We start from the raw sequence: 25,490 nt of genomic DNA, 5'->3' as shown, positions 1-25,490 counted from the left end.
GAGGCCTCATATGGAAATGGAATTTTTACATGTTTTGCAAGGCATGCGCACAGAAGGACTGGATTGTTTCTTTACACATTTCACTGCACTGGGCAATGTCGGTGCCATGTGGATTGTTATCGCTGTCGCTCTGCTCTTTACGAAGCGCTACCGAATGCTGGGGGTCCAGATGGCCCTTGCGCTGATTATCGGTGCCTTGATTGGCAACGTCTTTTTAAAAAATCTCGTCGCCCGTCCCAGACCGTGTTGGGTTGACAACAGCGTCATTTTGCTCATCGAGAATCCGACGGATTTTTCTTTTCCTTCGGGGCACACGTTGGCGTCTTTTTCAAGTGCGACGGTGCTCTTTCTAAATGAAAAAAAGTGGGGCGTTCTCGCATTGGTGACAGCGGGTCTTATGGGCTTTAGTCGGCTGTACTTGTTTGTGCATTACCCTTCAGATGTCTTGGTGGGCGCCCTATTAGGCATCGCCATCGGTATTGTCGTCAAACGCGTGGCGACAGGCTTACCGTCACTGTCTCGCTGAGAGCGGGTAGAAAAAACGGCACATTCTATGTGCGTGGGCGTCAAAGCGTTAATAAAAGCGATGCTGGAGAACTCGATACTACAATCGGCTAGAGTAATGCCCTTAAAACGACAACCAGTACACTGTATATCGGCAACTACTAGATAGAGGGGGGCGTTAAGATGAAAGCATACAATGTGATTACATTATGTGGTAGCACCAGATTTGAAGAAGATTTTTTACAGGTTCAAAAAGAGTTGACTTTGAAAGGAAACATAGTGATTTCTGTAGGAATGTTTCGACAATTGGACGACAATGAAGTGTGGGAAGAGGGTACAAAAGAAATGCTTGCTGACATGCATCGTCGTAAAATTGATATGGCTAATGAAATTTTTGTAATTAACAAAGGCGGCTACGTTGGTAGTCTCACAAAGTCTGAAATTGAGTATGCAAAATCTGTTGGCAAGAATATTAGATATCTTGAGCCACTTTAAGACTTAGAGTAGTTAGGGGCGTCATCCCTTTTACACGGTTGCATAAACAAAGGTAAAATAAGGCAGAAGCGACAACTTTGTACGGTGCGCTAAAATTTATATCTTCTATTAAAAAAAACGGTCCTCTCCAGTTGGAGAGGGCCGTTTCTAATAGACAATTGACGCTGCCTTTTAGTGCCGCGAGCATGCGGCGTCGAGGAGCGTTTTTTATTGTGAACGGTACAGCAAGGCCTTATTTCAGCACGGATTCAATGTAGGCTTGAAGCGGCTGGCCTTCGATGCTCACCGTGTCGTCCACAAAGCTGGTCATCAATTTGAAGAAGTTGATGTAGAGTTTGCCCGGCGCACGGTAGAGAACGTCGAGGTGACCGGGAACGAAGATGATTTCCAACGCTGTCTCAGCACCGCCGAGCTCGGGATTCCCGATAATGGCGTCGAGGTTGAGCTGTTTAATCGGCGCAAACATAGCGTCGGTAACGCCGAGGTCTTCCATCATCCACATGTTGTTGTTCCAAAAGCGCCCAGCTTCTTTGGTCTCCGGTTTAAAAATTTCGCGATTGGAGATGGCGCTCATGACTTGGCGCGCCATTTCTTTCGTAAAGTTATCCGAATACAAAACGGCCATGTGTGGGTGGTCTACAACGGCGTAGATGTAAGGCTCGCCGACCTTTTCTTTCTCACTGCTCGCCTTCCAATAGTAGTGCATCATTTCCATGAGTTCCAGATCGATTTTCAAGTTTTTAATCATGCGACATCTCCCTTAAATTTAATCTAAAGCTATTATAACACAGTGGGCGCCTTATAAAAGGGCTTAAATTGTAACAACTCGCGTGGCGATACGCTTTTTAAAATAGGCATCGTGTTCGACGAGAATCAGCGTCGGCTGGTAAGTGAGAATTAGGTTTTCCAGCTGCTCTCGAGAGTGGATATCGATGTAGTTCAGCGGCTCGTCCCAAATGTACAGGTGCGCTTTTTCGCAGAGGCTCTTCGCCAACATGAGTTTTTTCTTCTGTCCCTCGCTGAGACAGTGGATGGGCTTTGAAAGCCACTCAGGTGAAAAATCGAGCTTTTCAAGCATGGACACCAAGAGCCATTCGGCGACGCCGCTGTCTTTGATGTAGTTTTTCACAGTGCCTGAAAGACGGGTGGCCTCCTGTGGCACATAGGAGATAATGAGGTCGTTTGGCGCGGTAATGGTACCCGTATGGGGACATTCTCCCATAAGTGCCTTGAGGACTGTGGATTTCCCCGCGCCGTTGCCGCCTTCGAGGACGATGCGCTCCCCATTTTTAATCTCCAGATCAAGTCCCTTAATCACCGGTGTGTCCGGGGTAAAAGCAACCCCTAAGTCTTTCATTGTCACCAGTTTTTCTGTTCTGAACGCAAGGGGTTTCAGTTCAATAGGGACGGCTGACTCGATGTCTTTCAGCAGTTTCTCCTTTTCTTCGAGGTGGCGTAGCTTCCGTTTTTGAATGGCTTTAGAACGCTTCATCATCTTGGCCGATTTCGCGCCGATGTACCCTCGGTCGACGCCGCCCAATCCGATTTTTGTGGCCTCTACTGCGTGCGACCAGCCCTCTGTTCGTTGAACCGCTTTAGAGAGGGTGTGGATTTCCTTTTCGAGCTTTGAGTTTTCACGTTGCTCAAAGCCGTCTTTTAACGCTTTGTTTCTGAGGTAAGACGAATAGCTGCCCCGTTGAATTTCGATATGGGTTTTGTTGATGCTGAGGGTGTGGTCGGTACAGCCGTCTAAAAATTCTCGGTCGTGTGAAACCACAATAAAGCCTTTTTTCTTATTGAGATAAGCCATCATTTGTCGCCGGCCCTCTTGGTCGAGATGGTTGGTCGGCTCATCGATTAGTAAAAATCGATGCGGCTTTAAAAAGAGCATCATCATCTGGACTTTGGTTTGCTCCCCGGCGCTGAGCGTGTGGTATGCCCTGTTCAGATACGCTTCGGGAAGTCCTAAAGCATTCATCTCCTTCGCCACTTGCCAAGCCTCGGCCAAGTGGTCGACGAGGTGCCCCACGGTACGCGTTTCGGCAGGCGAGATGTCCTGCGGGTAGTAGTCAAATGTGACTGAGGTTTGAATGGTGCCCTTGTACGAATAGTGCCCGGCGAGCAACTTGAGGAAAGTCGTTTTACCGCGGCCGTTCCGACCGGTAAAGCCGAGCTTCCAGTCGCTTTCGAGGACCAGTGTGACATTGTTGAAGACGTTTTCATAACTGCCCGGATAGGCAAAGGTAAGATTTTTAATGTGTATTATAGACATAGAGGCCTCCTTTTGACGTGTGTGCCAAGCGCTTTTAAAGTGCTTGGATATAAAAAAGACGATGCAAGAAGTATTCTCGCATCGTCTGCACGACAAAAAAAGTCCAGAGATGATTACTTCTTGCACGAGCGCACGACAAACAACGCTGAATCAACAGCGACAGAGACTTTGGGACTCTTAAGGTTTGCGTGGCCAATAATTAGCAAGAAGTTTTATTCATGTTTTCATCTCCTCATTCGGTTCATTTGTTTTAAACTGTATCTATCATAGCAGAAGTTTGTGTACTTGTAAAGACGTTTGCAGACCACTGCGCAGAATCTTATTGAAAGTGGGTAACGCCACAAGCGTGTGCAATAGAGGCACTTCTTATAAGCTTTGAGACCGCACACAGCAGGTCTCGGTGATGCTAATGCGCTTTGAGAAGGGCTCAAGGCGTTCCCGAGCAATGGCCTTTGAGAACTGAGGGCACAGTGTCAGAGTAAAAGAGTCCCCTAAGTCGTACCACGCAGAGAGAAGGGGGATAAAAAAGGCATCGATGAGCCCATGGTAAACGGCGTATCCCAAGAGGTCCGGTCGCATAATGGGGTCGGCGTAGCTAAATTGCCGTACCCCCGCTTGTAGCGCCGAGGCCACATAGGCCGTTAGGAAGGCACCGACCGTTTCCAGCAACTGGAGAGTTCCGGTGTGCTGTGTGCGGAAGCCCTTGAAAAATAAGGCCATGGGCATAACAGTCGTGGCGACGGTGACGCCGCCGGTAAGGGACAGCTCAGGGGAAAGGCCTTTGTCACAAAGTTTTTTTAAAGTGTCCATAAGCGCGGTGTAGCGTGGGGTCGTCACAGGGACAACCGTTGCCGCGGCTTCTAATGTTTTTAAAATTGGCTCGCGGACGCGCAGTCCCGTCGCCGAATCGTATGCAAGTGAACAGCCAAACGCCTCGCACTCCAAGGTGTGGTCGAGGGGGAGCTGCAAGCGCCTTCCGGAGGTCTGTAAAAACGTAAACAAAGCGTCGGCGTCGTACTGGATACCGCTGGGATAAGGCGTTGTCTCATGAGGGCGACAAGTGGCCATTAGCAAGTCCTTTCTTCGGGAAAGTTGAGGGCGTCGATAAACAGCGTCTGGAAATCGTCGAGGGTCGAGAGCTCCAGTATGTCAACGGCCCCTGCAGTTAGCGTTTCTCTTCGGTAGAGCTGTTCCACAGCACCGGCCAGTGCGGTGTTGCCCAAGAACTCAATGGCACAGGGGAGTTCTTCGGGGACGAGTCCGATGCGCCTTATGGCGGAAGGTGTCAGGTGATAGCCAAAGTTTCCGGCGATGTAAAGGGTCTGCACGGCATCGGGCGCTGTGCCCGTTTCTCTGAGCAGTGCGCGTATCCCCGAGGCAATGGCCCCTTTGGCCAGTTGAACCTGACGAATGTCTCTTTGGGTCAAGACGATGTCCTCCGCCAGTGGGTAGCCGTCTTTAAATTTGGGGAGATACCGTCCGGAAGGGGTGAGCACTGCACTGTCTAAAAGCGTGGCAACAGCGTCAATAAGACCGCTTCCGCAGAGACTGCTCGCCGGTAAGTCACCGATGGTTTTCACGGCGATGTCCTGGCCGATGCGGGTTACCCGCTCAATGGCCCCCGGAATAGCCCGCGACCCGCAGGAGATGTTCATCCCCTCCAGTGCCGGGCCCGCTGCAGTGGACGTGGCGTATCGGCGCCCTGCTTTTAAAAGGACGATTTCGCCGTTTGTCCCGATGTCCACAAAGAGTGCGGTGTGTGCTATATCCGGCAGAACGGCGAGCCCCGCGGTGATGTCTCCGCCGATAAACGCTCCGGCACAAGGCAGCAGAGTTAACTGTGCTTTTGAAAAGATAGATAAGCCCACATCGCTTGGTGAGGTGTTTTCAAACGTCAATTGAGGTGGGGTATAGGGGTAGCGGGACAAACCGGTGACATCGAGGCCGAGGAGGAGAGCGCACATCGTCGTGTTCGCAGCGATGGCGATTTTCTCAACGGCGTTTGGCGACTGTGTACCGATTGCCGCGCGACACAGTGCGTCAAGCTGCTTGGTAAGTGTCTCTTGCAAATCGGCACAGGCACTTTTGCCGCTCATGCTGTGTGCAATTCGCGTAAAGACGTCGGCGCCGAAACGCGTTTGGCGGTTGACCGCTTCCACCGCAGACAGGCGGCGATGGCTGTGGAGGCCCACGAGGACACAGCTGATGCCGGTTGTACCGATGTCGATGGCAATGCCCAAGGGTTCTGTTTCGTGGCGTCCGGTGGTGGTCACGTGTTCGGTGGTGCCTTCAGAGGACGTGTAGTGGACGCAGGCGCCGTCAGTAGGTGACGTCTTACAAGCGAGGTGTACGCTGCCGTCGACGGTGACGCGGCACTTGCCGCAAGTGCCGAAACCGTTGCAAGGGCTGTCCAGATCGATGCCGTTTGCCCTGAAAGTATCGAGCAGGGAGTGATTCGGCGCCGCCTCGACGGTGCGCCTGTTGTCGTATTGGTCGATAACGGTTACATGCATTGTCGGCCTCCCGATTTAACATAGTCGGTCAATGCCCTGAGATTGACGAGGGGCGTCGCCATGCCGAGGCCACATGCCGGGGAGACGATGGACACGCCGGCGTCTAAAGCGTGTTGCGCTGCCCGCTGTATTTTTTCAGGAGATCCGTTTTGCAGGAGCTGCGTGTTGATGTTGCCCATAAGCGCCGTATGAGCAGTTTTTTGAACGCGCGATAGGGAGACAATGGCGTCAAAGCTGAGGGCGTGGGCGCCGACAGTCATCAATTGTGGGACAACCGCTGTGGCATCGCCGCAAATATGGACGATAACCGGCACCTCCAGTGCGTCGATAAAAGCGGTGTAGAGCGGTTTTGCAAAGCGTTCAAAATAGTGCGTACCCAAAATTTCGCCAGTGGCTGTTGGGTCTGAAATCGCAATGACATCCGCCCCTGCGGCAATCATTGCACGGGCATAGGCCACAAGGGTGTCGTTAATCGTATGGAGCAGGGTCTCTGCGCGCTCAGGCGATTTGCGAAGCGCTTTAAAAAAGTCCGTTGGATCGACGATGCTCGTCGCCGTGCTGACGGGACCGGTGATGTTGCCGATGACGGGAACGGTATCGTTTTTCAGCGATGCAATTGCAGAGAGCACCTGACGACACTTGGGGCTATTGGCGTAAGACGCCTTTGCCTGTAGGGTGGCGTCGTCAGGCCACGGCACATACGCGGTTATTTTAGGTTCGCAGCAGGCGTCTCCGGAGGTCATATTGGGGTTGAACGGCTCCGCTTCACAGGTCATGCAAAAAGGCACGCCGTAGTTTTCAAAGCCGGTCTTTTCGTAGACGGCGCGGGCCGCGTGTACCATGCCCTCTGCCGTGGTGTTGTGGTTGACAGACAGCGCTTTGACGACCTCGGTGACAGCGGCGTTCATCATACCGCCGGGGCAAATTACCGGCGGTCGATCCATCACAGCCCCCGCCAAGACTTTTAACAAGCGCGCTTTGGGGGTCAGCTGAGGTGTCGAATGCATTTCACAGCCTCCGATGCGTCTTTGGTGTAATAGTCGGCACCAATGTCCTCGGCAAATTTGTTAGAAATCGGGCCGCCGCCAATCATAACAGTATACTTGTCTCGGATTTGGCGTTCTTTTAAGCGGTCGACGACCGTTTTCATTCCGGTCATGGTGGTGGTCATCAGCGTCGACATGCAGATGATGTCCGCGTCGACTTCCTCCGCTTTGTCGATAAAGGCTTCTAGCGGCACATCGCGCCCGAGGTCGTAACAGGTGAAACCGGCAGATTCCATCATAATTCGGACGATGTTTTTGCCGATGTCGTGGGTATCGCCTGCGACGACGCCAATGACGACTTTTTTGGTTTTGTGTCCGTCGTCATAGCGGAGGTGCGGCTTCACCTGAGAGAGCCCCAAGTTAAATGTATCGGAGCAGATGAGGATTTCAGGCAGGAAATACGTCTGGTCTTCAAAATAAGCACTGACGGTGTTCATCCCTTCAACCAGCCCTTTTTCGATAATGGTTTTGGCATCGATTCCCGCTTCTAAGGCACGGGTACAGCAACTGACGACCGCTTCGTCGTCCATTTCCACCACGGCGGTGGCAATTTGATTGAGTAGTGCGTTCATAAGGAGACTCCTTTAGTAACGGCCGTACAAGTCGGCGGCTTCCATAAAATAGTGTAGATTTTCAATAGGTGTGTGCATGGGGATTTGACAGCCCGTGCTGAGGATATACCCCTTAGGGGCGTCTTTTCCCGCTTCAATACACGCCTGTACACTCTCTGCAATTTGCGCCTTTGTACCGAGGTGCATCACTTCCACCGGTGGGACGTTCCCCGTGATAATGACCCGATCGCCAATGGCGGCTTTAGCCTCTGACAGCGATTCGACGTTGTCGAGGCTGAAATTTGAGATGCCGGCGTCGACGACATCTTCCCAGATGGCACGGCTCTTGCCGCAGATGTGAAGGCCCGGTGCCGATCCCGTTTTTTGCTCGATGTGGCGGCACATGGCTTTCAGATAGGGGAGAGAGAAGGTTCTAAATTGTGAGGGACTTAACAAACTCATAGACGAAACAGGATCGGCAATGCCGATGCCGACACCGCGCTTGGCCACTTCGTCGATGTATCGGTTGTTGGATTCGAGGACGACAGCCATAACCTCGTGCAGGGCTTTTGGCTCACGAATCATCCACCTCAACAGGGTTTCGGTGCCGAGTACAGAGGCGGCGACGCTTATGGGACCGGACATGGCCGCGGAGACGTCAACCGACTGGTGGAGCGCTGTGTAGGTCCGCTCAATGGCTTCTAAAAGCAAGGGGAGCTTTCCGTCTTTTAAAGGGTCGGCCACTTTGAGTGTCGCCACTTCTTCGGGCTTTTGGATAATGGGTTTCAGGAGATAGGAAACCTGATAGTCCGGATAGGCGACTTCGGCGCCCATGGCTTCAGCGACACCGCGCAAGCTGGTGGAGATGCTCACTGAGTCGTGATTGAGTTCTTTAAACAACTCGATTTCCACAGCGGCCATCTTTTCGGCACTGTGGTAGTAATCCTTTGCACTGATGCCCATTAGAGGGGCCATGGTGACGCCCATGTCGGGGACGGCGGGAACGCGGTCGATGGGGGCGCCTTTTGCAAATGCAGTCATGCGTTCGCGTGGGGTCATTTGACTTTTCATAACACAAACTCCTCGATTTTTCTTTCATTATAACATTCAAGAGGCGAGCTTTAGGATTGAAAAGTTTTATAGAAAATGCCGTTGTATTAAGTCGGTTTATAAGTGCGAACAAAAAAAGAGAGCCAAGGGGAGGCTCTCTTTAAATCTATGTCAACACTTTAAAGTAAGTTGTGCAAACTCTGCATGCGTTGGTCGGTTGCAGCGATGACATCGGCGCAATCCTTGAGTTCACCTCGGATTTCCTCGACGCTTTCGCTGGACATCTTGTAGGCGAGTTCGTGTTCCAGTGACGCCCAAAAATCCATGGCGATGGTTCTAATCTGAACTTCGACTTTAACCAGTTCTTTTCGATCTGAAAGGAAGACGGGAATTGCGATAATCAGATGCAGACTCCGGTAGCCATTGGGCTTTGGATGGGCGATGTAGTCGGCCTTGCGCACCAACTTAATATCATCCTGTGCTAAAAGGAGGTCGGCGATGCGGTAGATGTCGTCGATATAAGAACAGATGACACGAACGCCGGCGATGTCGTCGAGATTTGTTCGCGCCGCTTCGATGTCGATGTCGTGTCCTTTGCGCATCAGTTTTTCGAGAATACTCTTAGGCGCCTTAATACGACTGTTAATTTGATGAATGGGGTTTCTGTCCTTTACAAACTTAAATTCGTCGTTGAGGTTCTCCAGTTTGGTCGTTACTTCCCTGATGGCGGATTGGTAGACGTTTTGAATCTTGAAGAACGCTTTCATGGCGTCGAAGAAACCCTCTGGTAATGTGTTGGCTTTAAAGCTGTCAAGTAAGTCGTAAGTCTTGTCTTGAATGGCGTGCATTAAATTCTCCTTTCGCAGTGACCCTGCTTGTTAATACGTTAATAGGATACCGTGATTTCATTTTGAAACCGTGGCGAAACTTTAAATAAATCGTAAACAATAACAGCCGCTTTATGGTACTATAGAAACAGGTTATTGAAATTGAGACCAGAAAGGAAGTGTGTAATGTACAACATGGAAGTTGCTCTTGCTTATGCCGATCTCGAAATCATCAAATCATCTGTCGATGAGGTACAAGTTACTGTAAAGCAGTCTCGAAGAGGGGCGCTGACGCATTTGCCAGAGGACATTATTATCGAAGAAAACGACAGTGCGCTCTGTATTCGGGAGCCGCTTATGGACGAGGGCTTTTCCCTGAAAAACGTCGGGCGTTTTTTGAATTTTGGCGGGCGCAACATTTTTCTATGCATCGAAGTTCCCGAAGCGTATGCCGTCGATGCCATCGACATTAAAATGGGTGCCGGCGACTTAAGACTTAGTGGCGTCGAAGCGGCAACACTGGCGGTGAGAAACAAATACGGCGATATCAAATGTCAAGACGTCGCCTTTGATCACGTGGAAATGCACTTAATTGCCGGCGATGTGAAATATTTTGGCGGCTTGAAATCCGTCGTAATCGAGAGCAAAGCCGGTGATGTTAAAGTGGATCCGCTTGGTGTACTCGAAACAGCTGCCATTAAAATGGGGGCCGGAGACGTCCGCTTGTGTATTGAAAATCCGCGCCTTTACAACATATTTACTAAATTGTCCGTCGGCGATTTAAAATACAAGCGCTATGGCGATCTTCCCCTCGATACAGCACCTGATGCCACTCGTCAAATCAGTGTTGAATCGAAGATTGGGGATGTCCGCTTTTACAAATCATTCGATTAAGATAAGGAGAATCTAAATGACCGATTTTAATGAGCTCTCAAAAGTATGGGATTCTGAAGCCAACATCGTACGTGCAGAAGCCATCGTCGCAAAACTGAAGACCGTGATGCGCCATGAACCGGGGCAAACTGCCTTAGAACTCGGATGCGGCACGGGGCTTATCGGCTTCGGCCTGCACGACCGGTTTAAAGAACTGATTATGCTCGACCCCTCAGAGGGCATGGTAGAAGTCGCGAGAAGCAAAGTCGAGGAAAGACAGCTGAAAGACGTCACGGTTTTAAAGGGCACATTGGATGCCTATCCGGCGTACCGAGGGCTTATAGACGCCGTATTTACATGTATGGTGTTGCACCATGTGCCGGATGTTTCTCAAACTGTTGAAGACGTCTACACGGTGCTTTCACCTGGGGCTCAGTTTACAGTTGTGGAAAAAGTCGGTGAAGACGACGGCTTTCACGATGAAGACGCCCATGTGCACGGTATACTGCCTGAAGACCTCAAGGCGACTTTGGAATCGGCGGGCTTTCAAAATATCCGCTACGACGTTTTTTACGAAGGGATAAAAGAGAAAGATGGGACCTCTGTTCCCTATCAGCTCTTTGTGATGACTGCGGAGAAATCCAAGAGTCTTTGTCCGATTTGCGGCAAACCCAACGGCTGTCACATGGCACAAGGGGCACCGGCAGATACCTGCTGGTGCATGGAGACCCCGATTCCAGAGACCCTACTCAGTGAAATCCCGGAAGCGCACAGGGGAAAAGCCTGCGTATGCCGCACATGTGTTGAAACGCATCACTCTAAAAAATAACGGCCCTTATCGGTCGTTTTTTTGCCGTATTGGATAGCCTGTACCGGACAGCGGTGCAGGCAAGCCAAACACTGCGTACACGCTTCACCCCAAGTCGGCCTTTCGGCGTTGAGGGCGATGCTCTTAACAGGGCATAGGCGAACGCAGAGGCCACAAGCGGTGCAGGTATCATCGGCGACAAAAGGCTTTGTGGAACGACCAAACCTGTTGAACAGCGGGCTGATGACGTAACTCATCACTTGGGGCAAGGGGCCTTTAACGGCATCGACACCGATGTGCCTCTCAGATACCCGGGCGGCAATGACTGCGACGCGCTCAGAAGCCGCGTCGATGCGGCGCTGCGTTTCTTCAGGTGAGCAGACGTCGCCGAATAGAATGTAATTGTTGGGCATTTGAATAGAAAATCCGGCACTCAGTGCGTGGCCCTTCTTTTCGAGAAAACGCCTGAACTTCCCAACAGCGGCACCGACGTTCTCACCGCAGGTGAGCACGAGGTATATGTACGAAAAGTGTCGGTTGCTTAATAGGGGGGCGAGTTTTTGGGTAACGTACGCCGGCACATCCCAAGCGTACACGGGGCAGACGATGCCAAGGCGCTCTTCAGAAACTGTCGGCGGCGTGGGCTCCGTGAGGCTATAAGCGTTTTCTCCCAAAGTGGTCGCCAGTTGTTCGGCAACGTATTTGGAGTTGCCGGTTCCAGAAAAATAGACAATCATAAAAAACTCCTCTCTTTTTTCATCATACCACGAACCCTCGAAAAGTTGAACGGCTAAATGAGGGGACGCTATGTTACGCGTTACGCCAACTACACGGTTTCAACAAAAAAAGGCTGTTTTAAGGAGGGGTTCAATAGAAAACAGCCCTTAAAACCACCTAAAATCAAGAGCGGTCGAAAGTGAAAAAGAAATTTTCAGAAAAAAACTAAAATTACACCGATACACGCTTGACGATTCTATTACAAAATGTTATCATTTGCTTAAGTCAATAACTCGTAGTATGTTACTGTTCAATCAGGCATGAACTCAGAAGGAAGTCCTTATGTGTTTGTGCCTTTTTTGTGCGAGCAGATAAAACCGGGTGTTTGGTATGGAGGGAAGTGGCGTGACGTATTTAATTGAGAAGCCGATGAACAACAACGTCGTATTGGCGTTTGATGAGAACTCGGGTCAAGAAGTTATATTAATCGGCAAAGGGTTGGGATTTAACAAGAAAAAAGGTCAAGTCATCGACGAAGCGTCCAGCGCTGTCGAACGCATTTTCAGAGCATATGACGAAGCGTACAAAGCGCGTTACATGACGCTTCTAAAAGGCATCGACCAAGGGGTTCTGGGCGTTTGCGCCGAGATTGTTTCTGAAGCGGAAAATGCGCTTGGCGAGTTGAGTGAAAAGCTCTTTCTGGTGTTGACCGATCACATCAGTTTTGCCTTGGAGCGCCTTAAACAGCAACAGGACATCAGCAACCCGTTCTTGTACGAAATCAAAATGCTGTACCCTGAAGCTTACCAGATGGGCGTGCGGGCACAGGAGATGCTGCTCGATGCAACCGGCATTGAGATCCCCGAAGGGGAGGTGGGGTTTATCACACTTCACATGCACGCGGCGCGGTTTAAAAAAGACGTCAAAGAAACTGTTAAAAACACACGGGTCATTAAAGCACTTATCGAGTTGATTGAGCGGGAACTGGGCACAGAGCTCAAACGCGGGACGATGGTGTATGATCGACTGGTCAGTCATTTGTGGTATTGCTTGGATCGCATTGAAAAAGGTGAGGACATCGACAACCCTATGGGCGATACGATAGAAACTCAGTTTCCGGAGGCGTTTGACATCTCACAAAGAGTGGTGGCCTATATCGAAAAGACCATGGGAAAGACTGTTTATAAAAACGAGCGGGTTTATATGACCATTCACATAGAGCGCCTCAGGCGCATGTAGCGTGTTACTGATTCGATCAGGCATGAGCACACACTTCACAGGTGAAGTGTTGCTCATGCCTTTTTTGTTTGGAAGATGCTTTTGTGACTTTAGGTGACGCGTTTTGCGCACCTCAAATATAAGGGAGGAAGAATCATGAAAAAGATTTTTGGTAAGCTACAAAAAGTGGGTAAGGCGCTTATGACCCCTGTTGCCGCTTTGCCGGTGGCAGCACTCTTGTTGAGACTCGGTCAGCCCGATGTGTTTGACATCCCGATTATTTCAGCAGCCGGCGGTGCCATATTCGATAACTTGGCATTGCTCTTTGCCATTGGCGTCGCGTTTGGTCTGGCGAAAAACAACAACGGCGCGGCAGGGCTGGCAGGTGCCATCGGCTACCTCGTTTTAACCAACGTGGCCGTTGCCATTAACGACACCATCAACATGGGTGTCCTCGCCGGTATGATTGCCGGTATAATGGCCGGTGTGCTCTACAACAAGTACTACAACATCAAACTGCCTGAATTTCTGGGCTTTTTCGGTGGAAAACGGTTTGTCCCCATTATTACATCGCTCTTGGCGCTCGTTCTCGGTATCGCTTTCGGTTACATTTGGCCACCGATTCAAGCGGTCATCGATTCCCTCGGCGCTTGGATTATCGGTGCAGGTGCTCTTGGTGCAGGCGTTTTCGGTTTCCTCAACCGCCTGTTGATTCCTGTAGGGCTGCACCACGTGCTCAACTCGTTCTTGTGGTTTGTGTTCGGTGAGTTCGGCGGCGCAACAGGCGACCTCAACCGCTTCTTTGCAGGCGACCCTACAGCGGGCACTTTTATGGCGGGATTCTATCCGGTTATGATGTTCGGTTTGCCGGCGGTGGCACTGGCCATATACACCACGGCTAAAAAAGAAAACCGCGCAGCAGTTGGCGGTATGTTAATGTCTGTGGCATTTACGTCGTTTTTAACGGGGATTACAGAACCGCTTGAGTTCATGTTTATGTTCTTGGCACCTGCACTCTACGTCCTACACGCCATTTTGACAGGTGTGTCTTTGGCGGTGACGTCTGCTCTGGGCATCTTACACGGTTTCGGCTTCTCGGCAGGGGCCATTGACTACTTCTTAAGCTTTGGAATCGCCACAAAGCCGATTCTCCTGTTGCCGCTGGGGCTCGCTTTCGGCGTCGTTTACTACGTGGTCTTCGTCTTCTTCATTAAGGCCTTTGATTTGAAGACGCCAGGGCGTGCCGACGACGAATCGGGGAACGACGCGCTCATAGAAAGCATGGGTATTTCCCATGTGGCAGAGGCGTATATCGACGCCCTCGGCGGCAGCGGCAACATTGAAGAAGTAGACGCGTGCATCACCCGTTTGAGATTGACGCTCCACAATTCAAGCAGAATCGACGAAGCGGAACTCAAACGCCTCGGTGCCTCAGGCGTTATCGTTGCAAGTGAACGCAATATTCAAGTAATTGTCGGCACAAAAGCGGAAAATCTTGCAGAAGAATTGAAGGATATATTATCATAGAGTAAAAAGTCACAGAGGAGATGTCAACATGTTTAAGTTTAGAAAGAAAGAAAAGACCATTCAGATTAAAATGCCTTTTGACGGCGTCGTGATTCCAATTGAAGAAGTGCCTGACGAGGTCTTCTCTAAGAAAATGGTGGGAGATGGTTTTGCCATATTGCCAAGTGGCGATACCCTGACGGTTACCAGTCCTTGTGACGGCACTTTGATACAGATTTTTAAGACCAATCATGCCGCAGGCATTTGTACAAATGAAGGGCTGGAGATGATCATACATGTGGGCATCGACACTGTGAACCTCAAAGGCGAAGGGTTTACGCGGCTAATGGAAGCCGGAAGCAAGCTGGTCGCAGGCGACCCTTTGATTGAAGTGGCGCTGTCGACGCTCACGGCACATGGAAAAGCAACTGTAACCCCAGTTGTCTTTACAGAAAAGGCACAGGTTAAAGCGCTGGAGGTCGCCTTTGGCGAGAAAAAAGCCGGTGAAATAGTTTGTACTGTTACGATGAAGGGATAGGAGGTCTTATGAAATTTACCATACAAAATGAGACGGGGCTACACGCGAGACCGGCAGCGCTTGTGGTCGAGACCGCCATGGCATTTGATGCGGCGATCTCCATAAAAAAAGCGGGGAACGCCTACAATGCCAAAAGTATTATGAGCTTAATGTCCGCCGCCATCTCAAAAGGTGATGAAATCGAAATTTGTTCTGACGATGTCAAGGCCGTAGATGCTGTTGTCGCTTGTTTAGAAACGCTGGTCTAGCGTCTGTAACCTTTTAGGTTTAATTATAGAGACATCCAAAAAAAGCCCATCCCCCTGGGCTTTTTTTGGTTATTATAAAGATAAGCGTTTTCGACTCTCTTGCGCCGCAGCAGGGATAAAGACTTTGTTGAGGCTTAAGAAAGTAACGATGGTCATCCACCTTCTTCACACGATGTGTTGCTATTGGGCTATATTAAATAGTAGGTTACAATTGCGAGAATACTAAGGGCAATTATAATTCCTAAGACAACAAGCAGTGCAATCAAAAACAGATTCTTTTTCATAGTTTGTCTCCCCAATAAGAAATACTTGATTCACCACTAGGATAAGCCAAAAGCTCGCCGTAGACATTTCCTATTTGAACAGATAATCCTTTAAGCGGTCCTACTTTGTAATAGAAAACACCTTTGGCATGAACAACATTATTGCTAATATAGGCACTTTTACTGGTTGTATCAGTTTGTACTAAAGGGTTTAAGTTTTTCACGACATATGCATCGTAATAGTTTATTTTTTCAATTGAACTTCCGGTAACATCGTAGCCAACTTCAATGCGATACTCTAAGACTTTAATGCCTAGAATTGTTACAGTTCTAGATCCCCATGCGTTCCGTGTTGTCGTGTTGGTAGGAGAACTGCTTTCGTCCAGTTCGTCGATGCTACTTGCGGTCACATCCGAGGTGTTCAAATTACCACTGTATGTTGCTGGATTAAGTAGGTAATCAAGATACTTTTCCTGTTCACTTGTACTCAGGGCTTTAAACTTCTGAAAATCTTCCGGTGATTCTTTTGCTAAAAACTCAGTGTAGTCTTTTACTGTCAGTGTTGGTTCCGCTTTGATATCGGATGCAAAAGCAGAAACTGAAAAGCTCAATGCGATTAATGTCCCAAGAAAAAGGGTGAAAATATTTTTGGTTTTTTTCATACGTACACCTCATTTCATAATTGATTAACAACGTCAACAGTAACATTTTTTCTCTTGCTGGGAATAGATGTTATTTGTATACCTATGGTGAAACCTCTTCATTTCGTAATAAAAGAAACCACCATGCTGTCAACTTACCATAACGCAATAGCGTCACCACCTCCTTTTTTCATTAATAAAACAAAGTAACCTACTTAACTTTCAGACTTAAAATCGACAAACATACAATTATCAATGTGAGAATAAGTCCTCTTACTAATACAATGTCACGAGAGACATAAAAAGTGACAGTTTTTAAAATGAATTACGTAAAATTAACATTTTAAAAACATTTATGTATCATATGAAAAGCATCGGTGGAGAGTGGACAGAAGTTTGTCATTAGTAGGTCTAAAAAGAGCTGATAATAACAAGTCGTGAAAACGCTATGTATATCCGGAAGCAGCTGCTATTATCAACAACACAGCAAGAGTATCAACGACAAATATGCTGAACTAAAAAATAGGTTTGTGGTGCTGTTCAACCTATAGTTGATGGTCAGTATTAAAAGGAAATAATTCCTTACATAACTGCATTTTCAGTTCCACCAAGTACAGCATCTCTTTCGGCAACGGTGAATTACTTTGATGGTATGCGTGATAAACGCGTAGAAAATAAGATAAAATACTCAAAGAGAAAGGCATAAATCGAGGAGGCCATTGGTGTTAGCCCAGCTGGACTATATGAGTGAATCGTGAAAGTTTGCAACACTTCAGATGGAACAAGCCTATTGCCCCGGAGCATTTGCGTTGAGGGGGATATATTGTACTTTTCAAAAATGAGATTTGATTTTTATAGATATGGCGTTTATTTGGTCAGATGAATTAGCCGTAGTCTTTTATTGCAAGTTATCGATAAATATCAATAACAACAATTAACGTTTGCTGACGCTGTAAAGGCCAAAGAGACAAACCGCCGTAATAAAAATGGCGGCAAAATACAAAAGGATGAGAACTGCTGTATGCGCAATGGCCAACTTGGACAACTTCATTAACCCCAGTATAAGCAGTGACTGAGTAAGGCAAATAAGCCCTATTTGTAGTTTTTTCTTCAAATGGCGCCTCCATTTCTTAGAAAGAAAAAGTGCGTATAATGTCGCCGAACATCGTGTTCACCCCATATAAGTCGATTGGTTCAGAGCGTTAACAGAGATGAATTAAACGGTTTTATAGATATTTTACTAAATATTAACATAAACAACCTGCTGTTTCAACAAACCGTTGGTATTGAAACGAGAAAATCCCCCGATACCAAGTCGGCTGACAGGTGGTTCGGGGGAAGAGCTAGTGGAGACGCTTGTAGAGTCCGTCGCATCGCGACATGAGTTTGGCCTCTACCAACGCTTTTCGAAGTGTGGCAAAGTCGTCGTGATACGCTGCAATAATCAAGTTGACCTCTTTTTCAGTATAACTGCAATTGAACTCAAACGATTGGACAATGCGCTCCAGAACAATGAGGCGCTTTTTTTGTTGAACGGGAATACTCTTGAGCTGGTCGTACTTGAAAAAGCTTTTGAGCACCTTTTCTTTGTAGGCCGATTCCCGAGCTTCTTCGTCATCAGTGGTGCTGTGTTCAGTCGGAATCCATTTGGAGACAGGGGCGTCTAAGACGCCGGGAACGACACTGTAGACGATGTAGTACTGTTCTTTATGCTTTTGCACCAGCCCGGCTGCCTCCAGTTTTTTTAAGTGAAAAGAAACCGTTGAAGGGGTGAGGTCCAATCGCTCGGCGATGATTTCCACGTATTTGGGCGATTCCATCAGCGCCGATAGGATTTTGAGCCTCGAGGCATCGGCGAGCGCTTTAAAGCGTTTGACCGTTTCCCCAATGTCGACGGGTCTATTCATGACACTGCTCCATAAAGGCTTGCTTCAACTGTTCCGCGCGTTCGAGCTTAAGAGTTTCCACGTGGATGGTTTCGGTATCGTCATGGGCAGTTGCTCTGCGAAGGTTTTCCTTCCAAGCCACTGGAATTTTCTCGAAAAATGCGAGATAGGTTTCTGAAAGTACTTGCAGGTTATCAGCACCTGCTTTTTTAACGCTGATACCAAACATCTTTTCAAAGATGTCGACGATGTTCAGTTCGACTTTAACACAGTTGGCTTCGTCGTTTCTATCGGTAGCTTGAAGTGTTTCAATTTCCTGTGTCAAGGTGTCTTTAGTTTCTTTTAAAATCCCTTGGTATTTTTGAATAATGGTGTTCATAATAGAGTCCTTTCTATTTGTTAAATGTAATTTTAGGTGTGCGCGCCACAAAATCGATGTGGCACATGCTGTCGTTGGTGCCGCCGAAAAGGGTGTTCATGCCGACGGCAATGTGGCAAGACCCGGCTATTTTTTCGTCAAAGAGGCTGTAGCCGCTCACGGTTTGGTGATTGAGGTTGAGACCGAGACCGAACTCAGCCAGTACGAACGCATTGTCATCAGCTTCGGCGAGATCTCTCATAATCTGAGGCTCAGTGGCGTCGATTAAGCGACCGCCTTTAAACGTCAGGATGACATTTTTAAAGCGTTTGCCCTCCCAGAAGATTTCATCGACACAGTAAGTGCCTTCGGCACTGGTTTCAATAGGCGCCGTGTAAATTTCTCCTGCGGGGAAGTCACCATCGCCGGCGTCGAGGTGCCAAGGGCGCCCTGCTGTCTCAAGTGTGAGGCAACAGCTCCCGCCGCTTTCTATTTGAATGCTGTGCGCGGCCTTATACTGTTCAATAGCCGCTTCGCCACGTGTGCGCATATCTGAATAGTCGGTATCAATCATCTCTTTCCAGATGGCTTCGTAGCGACTTTTATCCAGTCCGGCTTCCTGTGCATTTGCCTCAGAAGGGATTCGAATTTGAATCAGACGCTTGCCGGGGGCTGTGATGGTGGCAAAGTGATTTCTCATAAAGTGAATAAAGTGTTCTCGACCTTTTTCACAGCAAGCTGCCACGAGACTTGTCGGCGCGTATTTGCACAGGTCGATGACGACCTCAGGCGTCTTAAAAGCTCTTGTGTAAGGGCCTTTTTTGCACTCGGCAGCAACGGTGTCTTTGTCAAAGAGAAGGCCTTCTACATGTGTGTGATGCGGCTTTAAGGCTTCGACAAATGCCGATAGTTGAGCGCTGTCTTCAGCGTCGCCCCAGAGTTGCACCAGAACGGTTGTCGGCGCGCCTAGTGCTAAGTTTTCTGCTATTTTTACTAAGTAAGATTTCATGTGGTCCTCCCATGTGTATGTGTTTTGATGTTTGTCTAAACAGATTATAAAACATAAAAACGAATTCGTCAATACTAATTCGATAAATGTAAAAATAAATTCGATTTGTTTCTTGTAGAGAATATGTCATAATAGTAGAAAAGCGTTCGCGGAGGTGACAAAAATGTTAAAAGCAGTTGATTTATCTATTGTCGTAGACGCCAGTGGCAAAATCGTATCGTATGTTTTAGCCGACGAAACACATTTGAAGGCGTTTAAAGCGCTGTTGAAAAATTGGGTGGGTGAACCTATTGAAGCATGCCTGTCCATCGACCTTTCCCAAAGCAGCGGGCTTGTGGCCATGACGAAGATGCATCTGTTGTACCAAGTACTGCCGCTTGAAGTCGGTGGCGCGCAATATCGGCAAGTTCTCTTTAGCCACAGCGCGATGAACAGCGTCATTTACAGTCGCGCGATGGACGTCATGGAAGAGGGGGTTCACATCTACAACAAACAAGGGTATGCCCTCTATTTAAACAAGGCTTCTGAACGTCTTTCAGGCATTGAAAAATCTAATTTTGAAGGGCAACATCTGCTGGATCTCTACGAACTGGACGAGAACTTTAGCACAACACTGACGACGCTACGGACGAAAAAGCCGGTTTTAAACCGATGCGATGTGTTTCGGACTTGCGATCAAAAGACCTTGACGACCATCAATTCGGCGTATCCGCTTATTATGGACGGGGAGCTTATCGGCGCAATTCTATTGGAAAACGATGTGAAGATGCTGGAGAAAAAAGCGTATATCAACCGCTACCTCAACGCTTATATGACGCGATCGGGAAAAGAGCGTCGACAATCCAAGTATTTTAGATTTGACGACATTGTGTTTGAATCCGAAAAAATGGCCGATTTAATTCACATTTCTAAAAAGCTGTCACTCAATGAAGCACCGATTTTCATCTATGGTGAAACGGGGACCGGCAAAGAACTCCTCGCACAGAGCATCCACCAGTTCGGCAAAAGTGAGGAGGCGCCATTTGTCTCTGTAAACTGTGCAGCGATTCCCCAAACGCTTGCCGAAAGCTTGTTTTTCGGCACCGTTAAAGGGGCGTTTACAGGTAGCGAACACACCGAGGGGTTCTTCGCTCAGGCCAATGGCGGCACACTTTTTCTCGACGAGGTCAATTCGATGCCACTCGACATGCAGTCCAAGCTTCTCAGAGTCCTACAGGAAAAGAAATATAGAAAAGTCGGTAGCAAGCGGGAAGTGCCGGCGGATGTGCGGATTATCGCCGCATCTAATGCCCCACTGGAGGAACTGGTTTCCAACAAGGCGATGCGACCGGACTTCTATTATAGAATTTCCACCATCGTCTTATCGGTGCCGCCGTTGAGGGGGCGACAAGAAGACGTGGAGGCGCTGACGGCGCATTTTATCGCCAGGCACAACGAAGCAGTGGCCGGCGTGACACAGGCGGTGGCACAGCTGTTTCGACACTACCCGTGGCCCGGCAACATACGGGAGCTGTCCAACGCCATAGAGTATGCGTTTGCAATGACATCGGAGGAGACGCGGTGGCTGAATCCTTCTGATTTACCGGAATATTTGGTGCAGGGAAAGACCACATACGCGCTGAAAAATTCGAAAGCAGAGGCCCTGGGGCTGTCGGCACTTATGGCGTGTCATGAAAAGGCCCTCATCGATAAATATTTGAAATTAAATGCGGGTAATGTGTCTCAAACAGCAAAAATACTTCAAATTAAAAGACAGAGTTTGCAATACCGCATGCGAAAATACAATTTAAGCGCAGAGGGGTGCCAAAAATAATGGCATTGTTGGGAAACAGGTTGTTTTAAAATTTGAATTGTGGCAAAATTGCAACAAAACCAATGCGTCTGGAAGTGCCAAATTATTTTGCAGTATGCAATTTAATTTGGCACTTTCTCTTTTTGACAGTTAGAAACTCTGGGGAAGTAGGTGTTTTCTTTTGAAAAAACGCAGTTCTACGCTAGAAAAAGTGGGCGTTCTTGGCATTAATCTTGCAATTAACATTATTAAAAAGAGAGGAGGGTTTTGATGCGAGCAAAACAAGTGACGACAATTGTACTGGGAGAGGCCATCGGCATAGAGGACGTGGTAGCGGTGGCCAGATACGGCGCGAAAGTTCGGTTTTCAGAGGCGTATCGCCGGCGGGTGACGGATTGTCGCCGTTTAGTAGACGAGCTATCGGAAGGATCTGCATCGATTTACGGCATTACCACCGGCTTGGGGGAGAACTGGAAGGAAAAAATATCGGTGGAGGATCGACGCCGTGTACAACTCAACAACTTGCGCTCACACGCCTGTTCTGTCGGTGCACCGCTGGCGCCTGAAGCGGTGCGTGCCATGATGTTGGTGATGCTTCAGCATCTGGGAACCGGCTACACAGGCATCCGTTTAGAGACTTTAGAAACGCTGAGGGCACTTCTCAATGCGCACATCGTCCCACATGTTCCTGAAAATGGTTCTGTGGGTTATTTGTCACTGGAAGCACACATTGCTTTGGTGCTTGTCGGAGAGGGGAGCGCTTATGTAGACGGTATCTTGTATTCCGGAGGAGAAGCGCTTAAACGCAAGGGCATTGAGCCGACGACACTGGCCAGCAAAGAGGGCCTCTCACTCGTGTCGGGGACGACTTCTGTAACTGCCTTGACGGCGTTGGGGCTTTACGATGCCATTACGCTGGCACGATCGGCTGATGTCGTCGGCGCGATGTCCCTTGAAGTGTTGAAGGGGACTGTCCGTGCAATGGATCCGCGGTTAATGGCGTTGAGACCGCACGAAGACCAACGGCGTTCAGCTCAAAACATTTGCACGTTGCTGGAAGGGAGTCAAATTGTCGAGGCCCATGTGCATTACCGCGTACAGGATGCCCTTTCTTTAAGAAGTATGCCGCAGTTACACGGCGCGGTGAAAAAGTGTCTAAAAGACAGTCTTAAGACGCTTGAAATCGAGCTCAATGCGTCAGTGGACAACCCGCTTATCGTGACAGAAGAAGGCCGCGGTGTGGCTTTAATGGGCTGTAATGCCGACGGCACTTATGTGGGGCTGGCTGCAGATGTGGCGACGGCGGCGCTGGGGAACCTCTGTAAAATGTCAGAGCGGCGTATCGACCGACTGGTGAATCCGCATGTGAGTACGTTGCCCCCCTTTTTAAACGCCAATCCCGGTTTGAATAACGGGTTGATGATTCCCCAGTACACGGCAGCGGGGCTAATGGGGCAACTTAAGATTTTGTGTCATCCTGCAACGGTGGACAATTACGTGACCTGTGCTAATCAGGAGGACTATGTCAGCATGGGATACAATGCGGTTAAAAAGCTGTATGAGGCGGCACAGTTGTCGATGTATATTATCGGAATCGAACTGTTCAACGCCTGTCAGGCGCAAGACTTTTACGAAGAACTGAAACCGGCGCCTGCAACTGAAAAAATAAAAAATGCCGTTCGTGCAAAAGTGCCTTTTGTGGCGGTAGATTGCAATATGAGCGGCTATTTGGAAACGATGGCCGACTGGGTAAAAGAACGGATCTTACTGGAATGGGCGGAAGGCGCAGTCGGCGAGCTGATCTTTTAAGTAGAGAGGAGAATCAGATGTTAAAAAAATTGAGAGTGGGCATGATTGCAGTTCCCATTACAATCTTTCTAGGGGTTATTTTGGCGAGCTTGGTGAATGCGGCAACGGCGACGACTTTTATTACCGACGTCTACCTGTGGATGGCGACAAACTTTGGGTGGCTGGCACAACTCGTCTGCTTTATATTTCTCATATCTGTTTTTATTATAGCGTTGACGCCGGTTGGGCGCATACGATTTGGCGGTAAAGACGCCAAACCGGAACTCAAGACGTGGTCGTATTTTACCATCGCCTTGTGCGCGGGCATTGGAACGGGCATTATGTTTTGGGGGCCTATAGAGCCATTGTTTTTTTCAAGAGCATTGCCCGAGGGGGTAGACTTGGTGCCGGGATCTGCAGAGGCGATTCAGTTTGCCATGAACAAAGCGTTTATGCACTGGACTTTTACACCGTACGCGCTTTACGTACTCTGTGGCCTCGCCATTGCATACGCCGTCTACAACATGAAACTGTCCCAGTCGGTAAGCAGTGGTATGGCGTTGCTCTTTGGAGAAAAGGTGAAGGGGAAAAAATGGCTCGTAGCAGTGGACGCCATTGCCCTGACGGCCATCTGCAGCGGACTTGCCGGCGGCCTCGCCAACGGGTTGATTCAGTTGGGTGCCGGTCTGGAGATGATTTCGGGGATTCCGGCCGGTTTGCCGGTGTGGATTGGGTTTGCCGTCGCTATTACCACCATCTATACGATTTCTTCTGCTTCAGGTTTACAGAAAGGCATCAAATTTCTATCAGATAAAAACGCGTGGATTTTTATCGCCTTTCTTTTAATCGTGTTGTTTGCAGGGCCGACAAAGTATTTGCTCGAACTGACGGTTCAATCTTTCGGTGGCTATGCCAACAACTTTATTAGCAGTTCGATTTTTTTGGCGCCGGGTACGAGCGACCTATGGGTGGAATGGTGGGATACTTTCTACTTGGCGGACTGGCTTTCTTTTTCTCCGGTTATCGGTCTTTTCCTCGCGCGCATCAGCTACGGTAGGACTATTAGGGAGTTCGTTCTCATTAATTTAATCGCCCCCGCGCTCTTCGGTATCGTTTGGTTTGGCGTGTTCGGCGGATTTACAATCGATTTGACGGCCTCGGGCACTTTTGACATGTTTGCCTACATGAATACAGCGGGATTTGACGGTGTCATGTTGAAGGTGGCGGAATTCTTGCCCCTTGGACGCCTGATACAGCCGATTATAATCGTCACGGTGATGTTGTCGTACATCACCATGGCGGACTCTATGACGTCTTCAATTGCGCTGATGTCTTTAAAGCACAACGAACAGATTAAAGAGGCACCGATTGGCATCAAGGTGTTTTGGGGGACGTTAATGGGGGCGCTGGCGGTTATCTTTGTAATGGCAGGGGGCATCGACGGTATGAAAACACTGTTGGCGATATCGGGCTTCCCGGTTCTAATCATCATGGTACTGTTCTATATGGGGATTGTGAAGCGTTTGGTAATTGATAAAAACTACAGTTTAGACGAGGTAGCGCCGCAAAAACAAATCGGCATCAAAGTGCAAGAAGCAAGAAGAGGGGAGCGGTAAAATGACTTTTTCTGAAATCTTTGAAGTCCCTACAGAAGCACGTGCTATTGAACCGCTCCTCGCCAATGCGCGTGAACGGGCGATTGTTGAAGCCATGGGCCGATGCGTATTCACTGAGCCCGAAGTCCTTTTATTGATTGAGACCTACTTTGAATCAGAACAGATCGCAGAGGACAGTCGCCGGCAACTCAACAGCATGTATCGACGCGCTGTTTTAAACAAAGAGGCACTGGAGGACGCTGTTGGTTATTGTGCGGCGACAACTTATGTACGCCTGGCCTATTTGGCGCAATATGAACGCGAGGCCTGGCTCGCAGTCCCGGAAGAAACGCGACTTGCCATCGACGCTTGGTACCTCAATCAGTATGTACAGAGCGTTCTGCCGCGTCTAGAGGCCGTTCAAAGTGGGACGCGCGAGGTCATTGAAAACGCGTATTTCTTTACACTAGAAGAAACTGTCGCACTCATTGATGACATCGACGGCGAACTGTATGTTGTACCGTGTAACTGTCGATCGCTTCGCTCGTCCTGTGCGCATTTGAAAAATGTCTGTATTCTCTTTGAAACCGGCTTCAATTCCGAGCACGATAGGGGACACGGCGAACGCCTTTCGAAGGACGCAGCAAAGGCGCTGGTGAAGAGGGCCCATGCAGATGGTTTAATGCATACCTCGGAGACACATCATGCGATTTGCAACTGTTGCGGCGATTGCTGCTACCCGATTCGCGCCTCTGAAATAATTGGTGCAGTGGGGCTTTGGCCAAAGCAGCGGTACACGGTTCAAGTGGATGAGACGCGCTGTGTTCAATGTGGCAAATGCGTTGCCACATGTCATTTTGACGCTTTTACCCTGACGGATAAACTGGTGTTCAATCAGGCGCGCTGTCGCGGCTGCACACTCTGTGCGTCGCGCTGTCCCGTGGACGCTATTGTCCTAGAGGCCGTTGTGGTATAATGGCTAAAAGGAGGCA

At 48.9% G+C, this 25,490-nt stretch carries 26 protein-coding genes; 12 read left to right on the top strand and 14 right to left on the bottom strand.

What is annotated here, in order from left to right; all coding sequences use genetic code 11:
• The first annotated feature begins 10 nt into the window (after positions 1-10).
• Together ACR6HW_RS07250 and ACR6HW_RS07245 are read left to right on the top strand one after the other, a co-directional pair.
• A complete protein-coding gene (locus tag ACR6HW_RS07250; protein WP_455730482.1) occupies positions 11-526 on the top strand; it encodes a phosphatase PAP2 family protein in 516 nt (171 codons plus the stop codon).
• Between the two features lie 161 nt (positions 527-687).
• On the top strand, positions 688-999 hold the full coding sequence (locus ACR6HW_RS07245; RefSeq protein WP_455730481.1) for a hypothetical protein: 312 nt from the start codon (positions 688-690) through the stop codon (positions 997-999).
• Between the two features lie 232 nt (positions 1,000-1,231).
• On the opposite strand, the gene ACR6HW_RS07240 is transcribed toward ACR6HW_RS07245, so the two are convergent.
• The 8 genes from ACR6HW_RS07240 to ACR6HW_RS07205 form a co-directional block, all read right to left on the bottom strand.
• The gene (locus tag ACR6HW_RS07240) at positions 1,232-1,747 is read right to left on the bottom strand and encodes a TDE2712 family protein (protein WP_455730480.1); all 516 of its coding nucleotides are present in this window, start codon (positions 1,745-1,747) and stop codon (positions 1,232-1,234) included.
• Between the two features lie 63 nt (positions 1,748-1,810).
• Positions 1,811-3,271, bottom strand: coding sequence for a ribosomal protection-like ABC-F family protein (abc-f, locus tag ACR6HW_RS07235; protein ID WP_455730479.1), 1,461 nt, complete (start codon positions 3,269-3,271; stop codon positions 1,811-1,813).
• Between the two features lie 366 nt (positions 3,272-3,637).
• The gene (locus ACR6HW_RS07230) at positions 3,638-4,339 is read right to left on the bottom strand and encodes a uroporphyrinogen decarboxylase family protein (protein WP_455730478.1); all 702 of its coding nucleotides are present in this window, start codon (positions 4,337-4,339) and stop codon (positions 3,638-3,640) included.
• Positions 4,339-5,784: an ASKHA domain-containing protein gene (locus ACR6HW_RS07225; RefSeq protein ID WP_455730477.1), complete on the bottom strand. Its 1,446-nt coding sequence runs from the start codon at positions 5,782-5,784 to the stop codon at positions 4,339-4,341. Before ACR6HW_RS07225 ends, ACR6HW_RS07230 begins: the two co-directional genes overlap by 1 nt.
• The gene (locus ACR6HW_RS07220) at positions 5,775-6,791 is read right to left on the bottom strand and encodes a uroporphyrinogen decarboxylase family protein (protein WP_455730476.1); all 1,017 of its coding nucleotides are present in this window, start codon (positions 6,789-6,791) and stop codon (positions 5,775-5,777) included. Before ACR6HW_RS07220 ends, ACR6HW_RS07225 begins: the two co-directional genes overlap by 10 nt.
• Complete coding sequence (locus ACR6HW_RS07215) at positions 6,770-7,402, bottom strand: corrinoid protein (protein ID WP_455730475.1); 633 nt, start codon at positions 7,400-7,402, stop codon at positions 6,770-6,772. The genes ACR6HW_RS07220 and ACR6HW_RS07215 overlap by 22 nt, the downstream gene beginning before the upstream one ends.
• A gap of 12 nt (positions 7,403-7,414) precedes the next feature.
• Complete coding sequence (locus ACR6HW_RS07210) at positions 7,415-8,452, bottom strand: uroporphyrinogen decarboxylase family protein (protein WP_455730474.1); 1,038 nt, start codon at positions 8,450-8,452, stop codon at positions 7,415-7,417.
• Positions 8,453-8,610: 158 nt separating this feature from the next.
• Positions 8,611-9,279 carry a GTP pyrophosphokinase gene (locus ACR6HW_RS07205; protein ID WP_455730473.1) on the bottom strand — a complete coding sequence of 223 codons (669 nt, stop codon included), beginning with the start codon at positions 9,277-9,279 and terminating at the stop codon, positions 8,611-8,613.
• A 165-nt stretch (positions 9,280-9,444) separates the two neighbouring features.
• Between ACR6HW_RS07205 and ACR6HW_RS07200 the strand changes: the two genes are divergently transcribed.
• Both ACR6HW_RS07200 and ACR6HW_RS07195 read left to right on the top strand, forming a co-directional pair.
• Positions 9,445-10,152, top strand: a complete 708-nt coding sequence (locus ACR6HW_RS07200; RefSeq protein ID WP_455730472.1) for a DUF4097 family beta strand repeat-containing protein — start codon at positions 9,445-9,447, stop codon at positions 10,150-10,152.
• 16 nt (positions 10,153-10,168) lie between these two features.
• Positions 10,169-10,960, top strand: coding sequence for a cysteine-rich CWC family protein (locus ACR6HW_RS07195; RefSeq protein WP_455730471.1), 792 nt, complete (start codon positions 10,169-10,171; stop codon positions 10,958-10,960).
• On the opposite strand, the gene ACR6HW_RS07190 is transcribed toward ACR6HW_RS07195, so the two are convergent.
• A complete protein-coding gene (locus tag ACR6HW_RS07190; RefSeq protein ID WP_455730470.1) occupies positions 10,945-11,676 on the bottom strand; it encodes an EFR1 family ferrodoxin in 732 nt (243 codons plus the stop codon). The two genes, ACR6HW_RS07195 and ACR6HW_RS07190, sit on opposite strands and share 16 nt — an antisense overlap.
• A 385-nt stretch (positions 11,677-12,061) precedes the next feature.
• Here ACR6HW_RS07190 and ACR6HW_RS07185 point away from each other — a divergent pair, with 385 nt between their 5' ends.
• The 4 genes from ACR6HW_RS07185 to ACR6HW_RS07170 all read left to right on the top strand — a co-directional run bounded on the left by ACR6HW_RS07185 (position 12,062) and on the right by ACR6HW_RS07170 (position 15,166).
• Positions 12,062-12,895: a PRD domain-containing protein gene (locus ACR6HW_RS07185; protein WP_455730469.1), complete on the top strand. Its 834-nt coding sequence runs from the start codon at positions 12,062-12,064 to the stop codon at positions 12,893-12,895.
• A 135-nt stretch (positions 12,896-13,030) separates the two neighbouring features.
• On the top strand, positions 13,031-14,401 hold the full coding sequence (gene nagE / locus ACR6HW_RS07180) for an N-acetylglucosamine-specific PTS transporter subunit IIBC (RefSeq protein WP_455730468.1): 1,371 nt from the start codon (positions 13,031-13,033) through the stop codon (positions 14,399-14,401).
• Between the two features lie 28 nt (positions 14,402-14,429).
• Positions 14,430-14,918 carry a PTS sugar transporter subunit IIA gene (locus ACR6HW_RS07175; protein WP_455730467.1) on the top strand — a complete coding sequence of 163 codons (489 nt, stop codon included), beginning with the start codon at positions 14,430-14,432 and terminating at the stop codon, positions 14,916-14,918.
• Between the two features lie 8 nt (positions 14,919-14,926).
• On the top strand, positions 14,927-15,166 hold the full coding sequence (locus tag ACR6HW_RS07170) for an HPr family phosphocarrier protein (protein ID WP_455730466.1): 240 nt from the start codon (positions 14,927-14,929) through the stop codon (positions 15,164-15,166).
• Between the two features lie 280 nt (positions 15,167-15,446).
• On the opposite strand, the gene ACR6HW_RS07165 is transcribed toward ACR6HW_RS07170, so the two are convergent.
• The 5 genes from ACR6HW_RS07165 to ACR6HW_RS07145 all read right to left on the bottom strand — a co-directional run bounded on the left by ACR6HW_RS07165 (position 15,447) and on the right by ACR6HW_RS07145 (position 19,323).
• The gene (locus ACR6HW_RS07165) at positions 15,447-16,091 is read right to left on the bottom strand and encodes a hypothetical protein (protein WP_455730465.1); all 645 of its coding nucleotides are present in this window, start codon (positions 16,089-16,091) and stop codon (positions 15,447-15,449) included.
• Positions 16,092-17,004: 913 nt separating this feature from the next.
• A complete protein-coding gene (locus ACR6HW_RS07160; RefSeq protein WP_455730464.1) occupies positions 17,005-17,184 on the bottom strand; it encodes a hypothetical protein in 180 nt (59 codons plus the stop codon).
• 229 nt (positions 17,185-17,413) lie between these two features.
• Positions 17,414-17,977: a DUF2087 domain-containing protein gene (locus ACR6HW_RS07155; RefSeq protein ID WP_455730463.1), complete on the bottom strand. Its 564-nt coding sequence runs from the start codon at positions 17,975-17,977 to the stop codon at positions 17,414-17,416.
• The gene (locus tag ACR6HW_RS07150; RefSeq protein ID WP_455730462.1) at positions 17,970-18,335 is read right to left on the bottom strand and encodes a hypothetical protein; all 366 of its coding nucleotides are present in this window, start codon (positions 18,333-18,335) and stop codon (positions 17,970-17,972) included. Before ACR6HW_RS07150 ends, ACR6HW_RS07155 begins: the two co-directional genes overlap by 8 nt.
• Positions 18,336-18,348: 13 nt before the next feature.
• Entirely contained in the window at positions 18,349-19,323 is a 975-nt protein-coding gene (locus ACR6HW_RS07145) for an aminopeptidase (RefSeq protein ID WP_455730461.1), read from the bottom strand.
• 163 nt (positions 19,324-19,486) lie between these two features.
• Between ACR6HW_RS07145 and ACR6HW_RS07140 the strand changes: the two genes are divergently transcribed.
• The 4 genes from ACR6HW_RS07140 to ACR6HW_RS07125 all read left to right on the top strand — a co-directional run bounded on the left by ACR6HW_RS07140 (position 19,487) and on the right by ACR6HW_RS07125 (position 25,474).
• Positions 19,487-21,136: a sigma-54 interaction domain-containing protein gene (locus ACR6HW_RS07140; protein ID WP_455730460.1), complete on the top strand. Its 1,650-nt coding sequence runs from the start codon at positions 19,487-19,489 to the stop codon at positions 21,134-21,136.
• Positions 21,137-21,385: 249 nt separating this feature from the next.
• Positions 21,386-22,924 carry an HAL/PAL/TAL family ammonia-lyase gene (locus ACR6HW_RS07135; RefSeq protein WP_455730459.1) on the top strand — a complete coding sequence of 513 codons (1,539 nt, stop codon included), beginning with the start codon at positions 21,386-21,388 and terminating at the stop codon, positions 22,922-22,924.
• Between the two features lie 17 nt (positions 22,925-22,941).
• Positions 22,942-24,519, top strand: coding sequence for a BCCT family transporter (locus ACR6HW_RS07130; protein ID WP_455730458.1), 1,578 nt, complete (start codon positions 22,942-22,944; stop codon positions 24,517-24,519).
• A gap of 1 nt (position 24,520) precedes the next feature.
• Positions 24,521-25,474: a 4Fe-4S binding protein gene (locus tag ACR6HW_RS07125; protein WP_455730457.1), complete on the top strand. Its 954-nt coding sequence runs from the start codon at positions 24,521-24,523 to the stop codon at positions 25,472-25,474.
• The last annotated feature ends 16 nt before the right edge of the window (positions 25,475-25,490 follow it).

The sequence above is a fragment of the Fusibacter sp. JL298sf-3 genome, from assembly GCF_053842995.1.
The sequence above is the reverse complement of the archived record's forward strand: the minus strand, read 5'-3'. Positions and strand labels throughout refer to the sequence as shown.

Bases quoted from the DNA above. Each gene is read 5' to 3' on its own strand.
- ACR6HW_RS07195 (WP_455730471.1), top strand. From the start codon at position 10,169: ATGACCGATTTTAATGAGCTCTCAAAAGTATGGGATTCTGAAGCCAAC.
- ACR6HW_RS07125 (WP_455730457.1), top strand. From the start codon at position 24,521: ATGACTTTTTCTGAAATCTTTGAAGTCCCTACAGAAGCACGTGCTATT.
- abc-f (WP_455730479.1), bottom strand. From the start codon at position 3,271: ATGTCTATAATACACATTAAAAATCTTACCTTTGCCTATCCGGGCAGT.
- ACR6HW_RS07175 (WP_455730467.1), top strand. From the start codon at position 14,430: ATGTTTAAGTTTAGAAAGAAAGAAAAGACCATTCAGATTAAAATGCCT.
- ACR6HW_RS07165 (WP_455730465.1), bottom strand. From the start codon at position 16,091: ATGAAAAAAACCAAAAATATTTTCACCCTTTTTCTTGGGACATTAATC.
- nagE (WP_455730468.1), top strand. From the start codon at position 13,031: ATGAAAAAGATTTTTGGTAAGCTACAAAAAGTGGGTAAGGCGCTTATG.
- ACR6HW_RS07205 (WP_455730473.1), bottom strand. From the start codon at position 9,279: ATGCACGCCATTCAAGACAAGACTTACGACTTACTTGACAGCTTTAAA.
- ACR6HW_RS07245 (WP_455730481.1), top strand. From the start codon at position 688: ATGAAAGCATACAATGTGATTACATTATGTGGTAGCACCAGATTTGAA.
- ACR6HW_RS07200 (WP_455730472.1), top strand. From the start codon at position 9,445: ATGTACAACATGGAAGTTGCTCTTGCTTATGCCGATCTCGAAATCATC.
- ACR6HW_RS07135 (WP_455730459.1), top strand. From the start codon at position 21,386: ATGCGAGCAAAACAAGTGACGACAATTGTACTGGGAGAGGCCATCGGC.
- ACR6HW_RS07130 (WP_455730458.1), top strand. From the start codon at position 22,942: ATGTTAAAAAAATTGAGAGTGGGCATGATTGCAGTTCCCATTACAATC.
- ACR6HW_RS07210 (WP_455730474.1), bottom strand. From the start codon at position 8,452: ATGAAAAGTCAAATGACCCCACGCGAACGCATGACTGCATTTGCAAAA.
- ACR6HW_RS07230 (WP_455730478.1), bottom strand. From the start codon at position 4,339: ATGGCCACTTGTCGCCCTCATGAGACAACGCCTTATCCCAGCGGTATC.
- ACR6HW_RS07225 (WP_455730477.1), bottom strand. From the start codon at position 5,784: ATGCATGTAACCGTTATCGACCAATACGACAACAGGCGCACCGTCGAG.
- ACR6HW_RS07155 (WP_455730463.1), bottom strand. From the start codon at position 17,977: ATGAATAGACCCGTCGACATTGGGGAAACGGTCAAACGCTTTAAAGCG.
- ACR6HW_RS07190 (WP_455730470.1), bottom strand. From the start codon at position 11,676: ATGATTGTCTATTTTTCTGGAACCGGCAACTCCAAATACGTTGCCGAA.
- ACR6HW_RS07150 (WP_455730462.1), bottom strand. From the start codon at position 18,335: ATGAACACCATTATTCAAAAATACCAAGGGATTTTAAAAGAAACTAAA.
- ACR6HW_RS07240 (WP_455730480.1), bottom strand. From the start codon at position 1,747: ATGATTAAAAACTTGAAAATCGATCTGGAACTCATGGAAATGATGCAC.
- ACR6HW_RS07220 (WP_455730476.1), bottom strand. From the start codon at position 6,791: ATGCATTCGACACCTCAGCTGACCCCCAAAGCGCGCTTGTTAAAAGTC.
- ACR6HW_RS07145 (WP_455730461.1), bottom strand. From the start codon at position 19,323: ATGAAATCTTACTTAGTAAAAATAGCAGAAAACTTAGCACTAGGCGCG.
- ACR6HW_RS07250 (WP_455730482.1), top strand. From the start codon at position 11: ATGGAAATGGAATTTTTACATGTTTTGCAAGGCATGCGCACAGAAGGA.
- ACR6HW_RS07140 (WP_455730460.1), top strand. From the start codon at position 19,487: ATGTTAAAAGCAGTTGATTTATCTATTGTCGTAGACGCCAGTGGCAAA.
- ACR6HW_RS07215 (WP_455730475.1), bottom strand. From the start codon at position 7,402: ATGAACGCACTACTCAATCAAATTGCCACCGCCGTGGTGGAAATGGAC.
- ACR6HW_RS07170 (WP_455730466.1), top strand. From the start codon at position 14,927: ATGAAATTTACCATACAAAATGAGACGGGGCTACACGCGAGACCGGCA.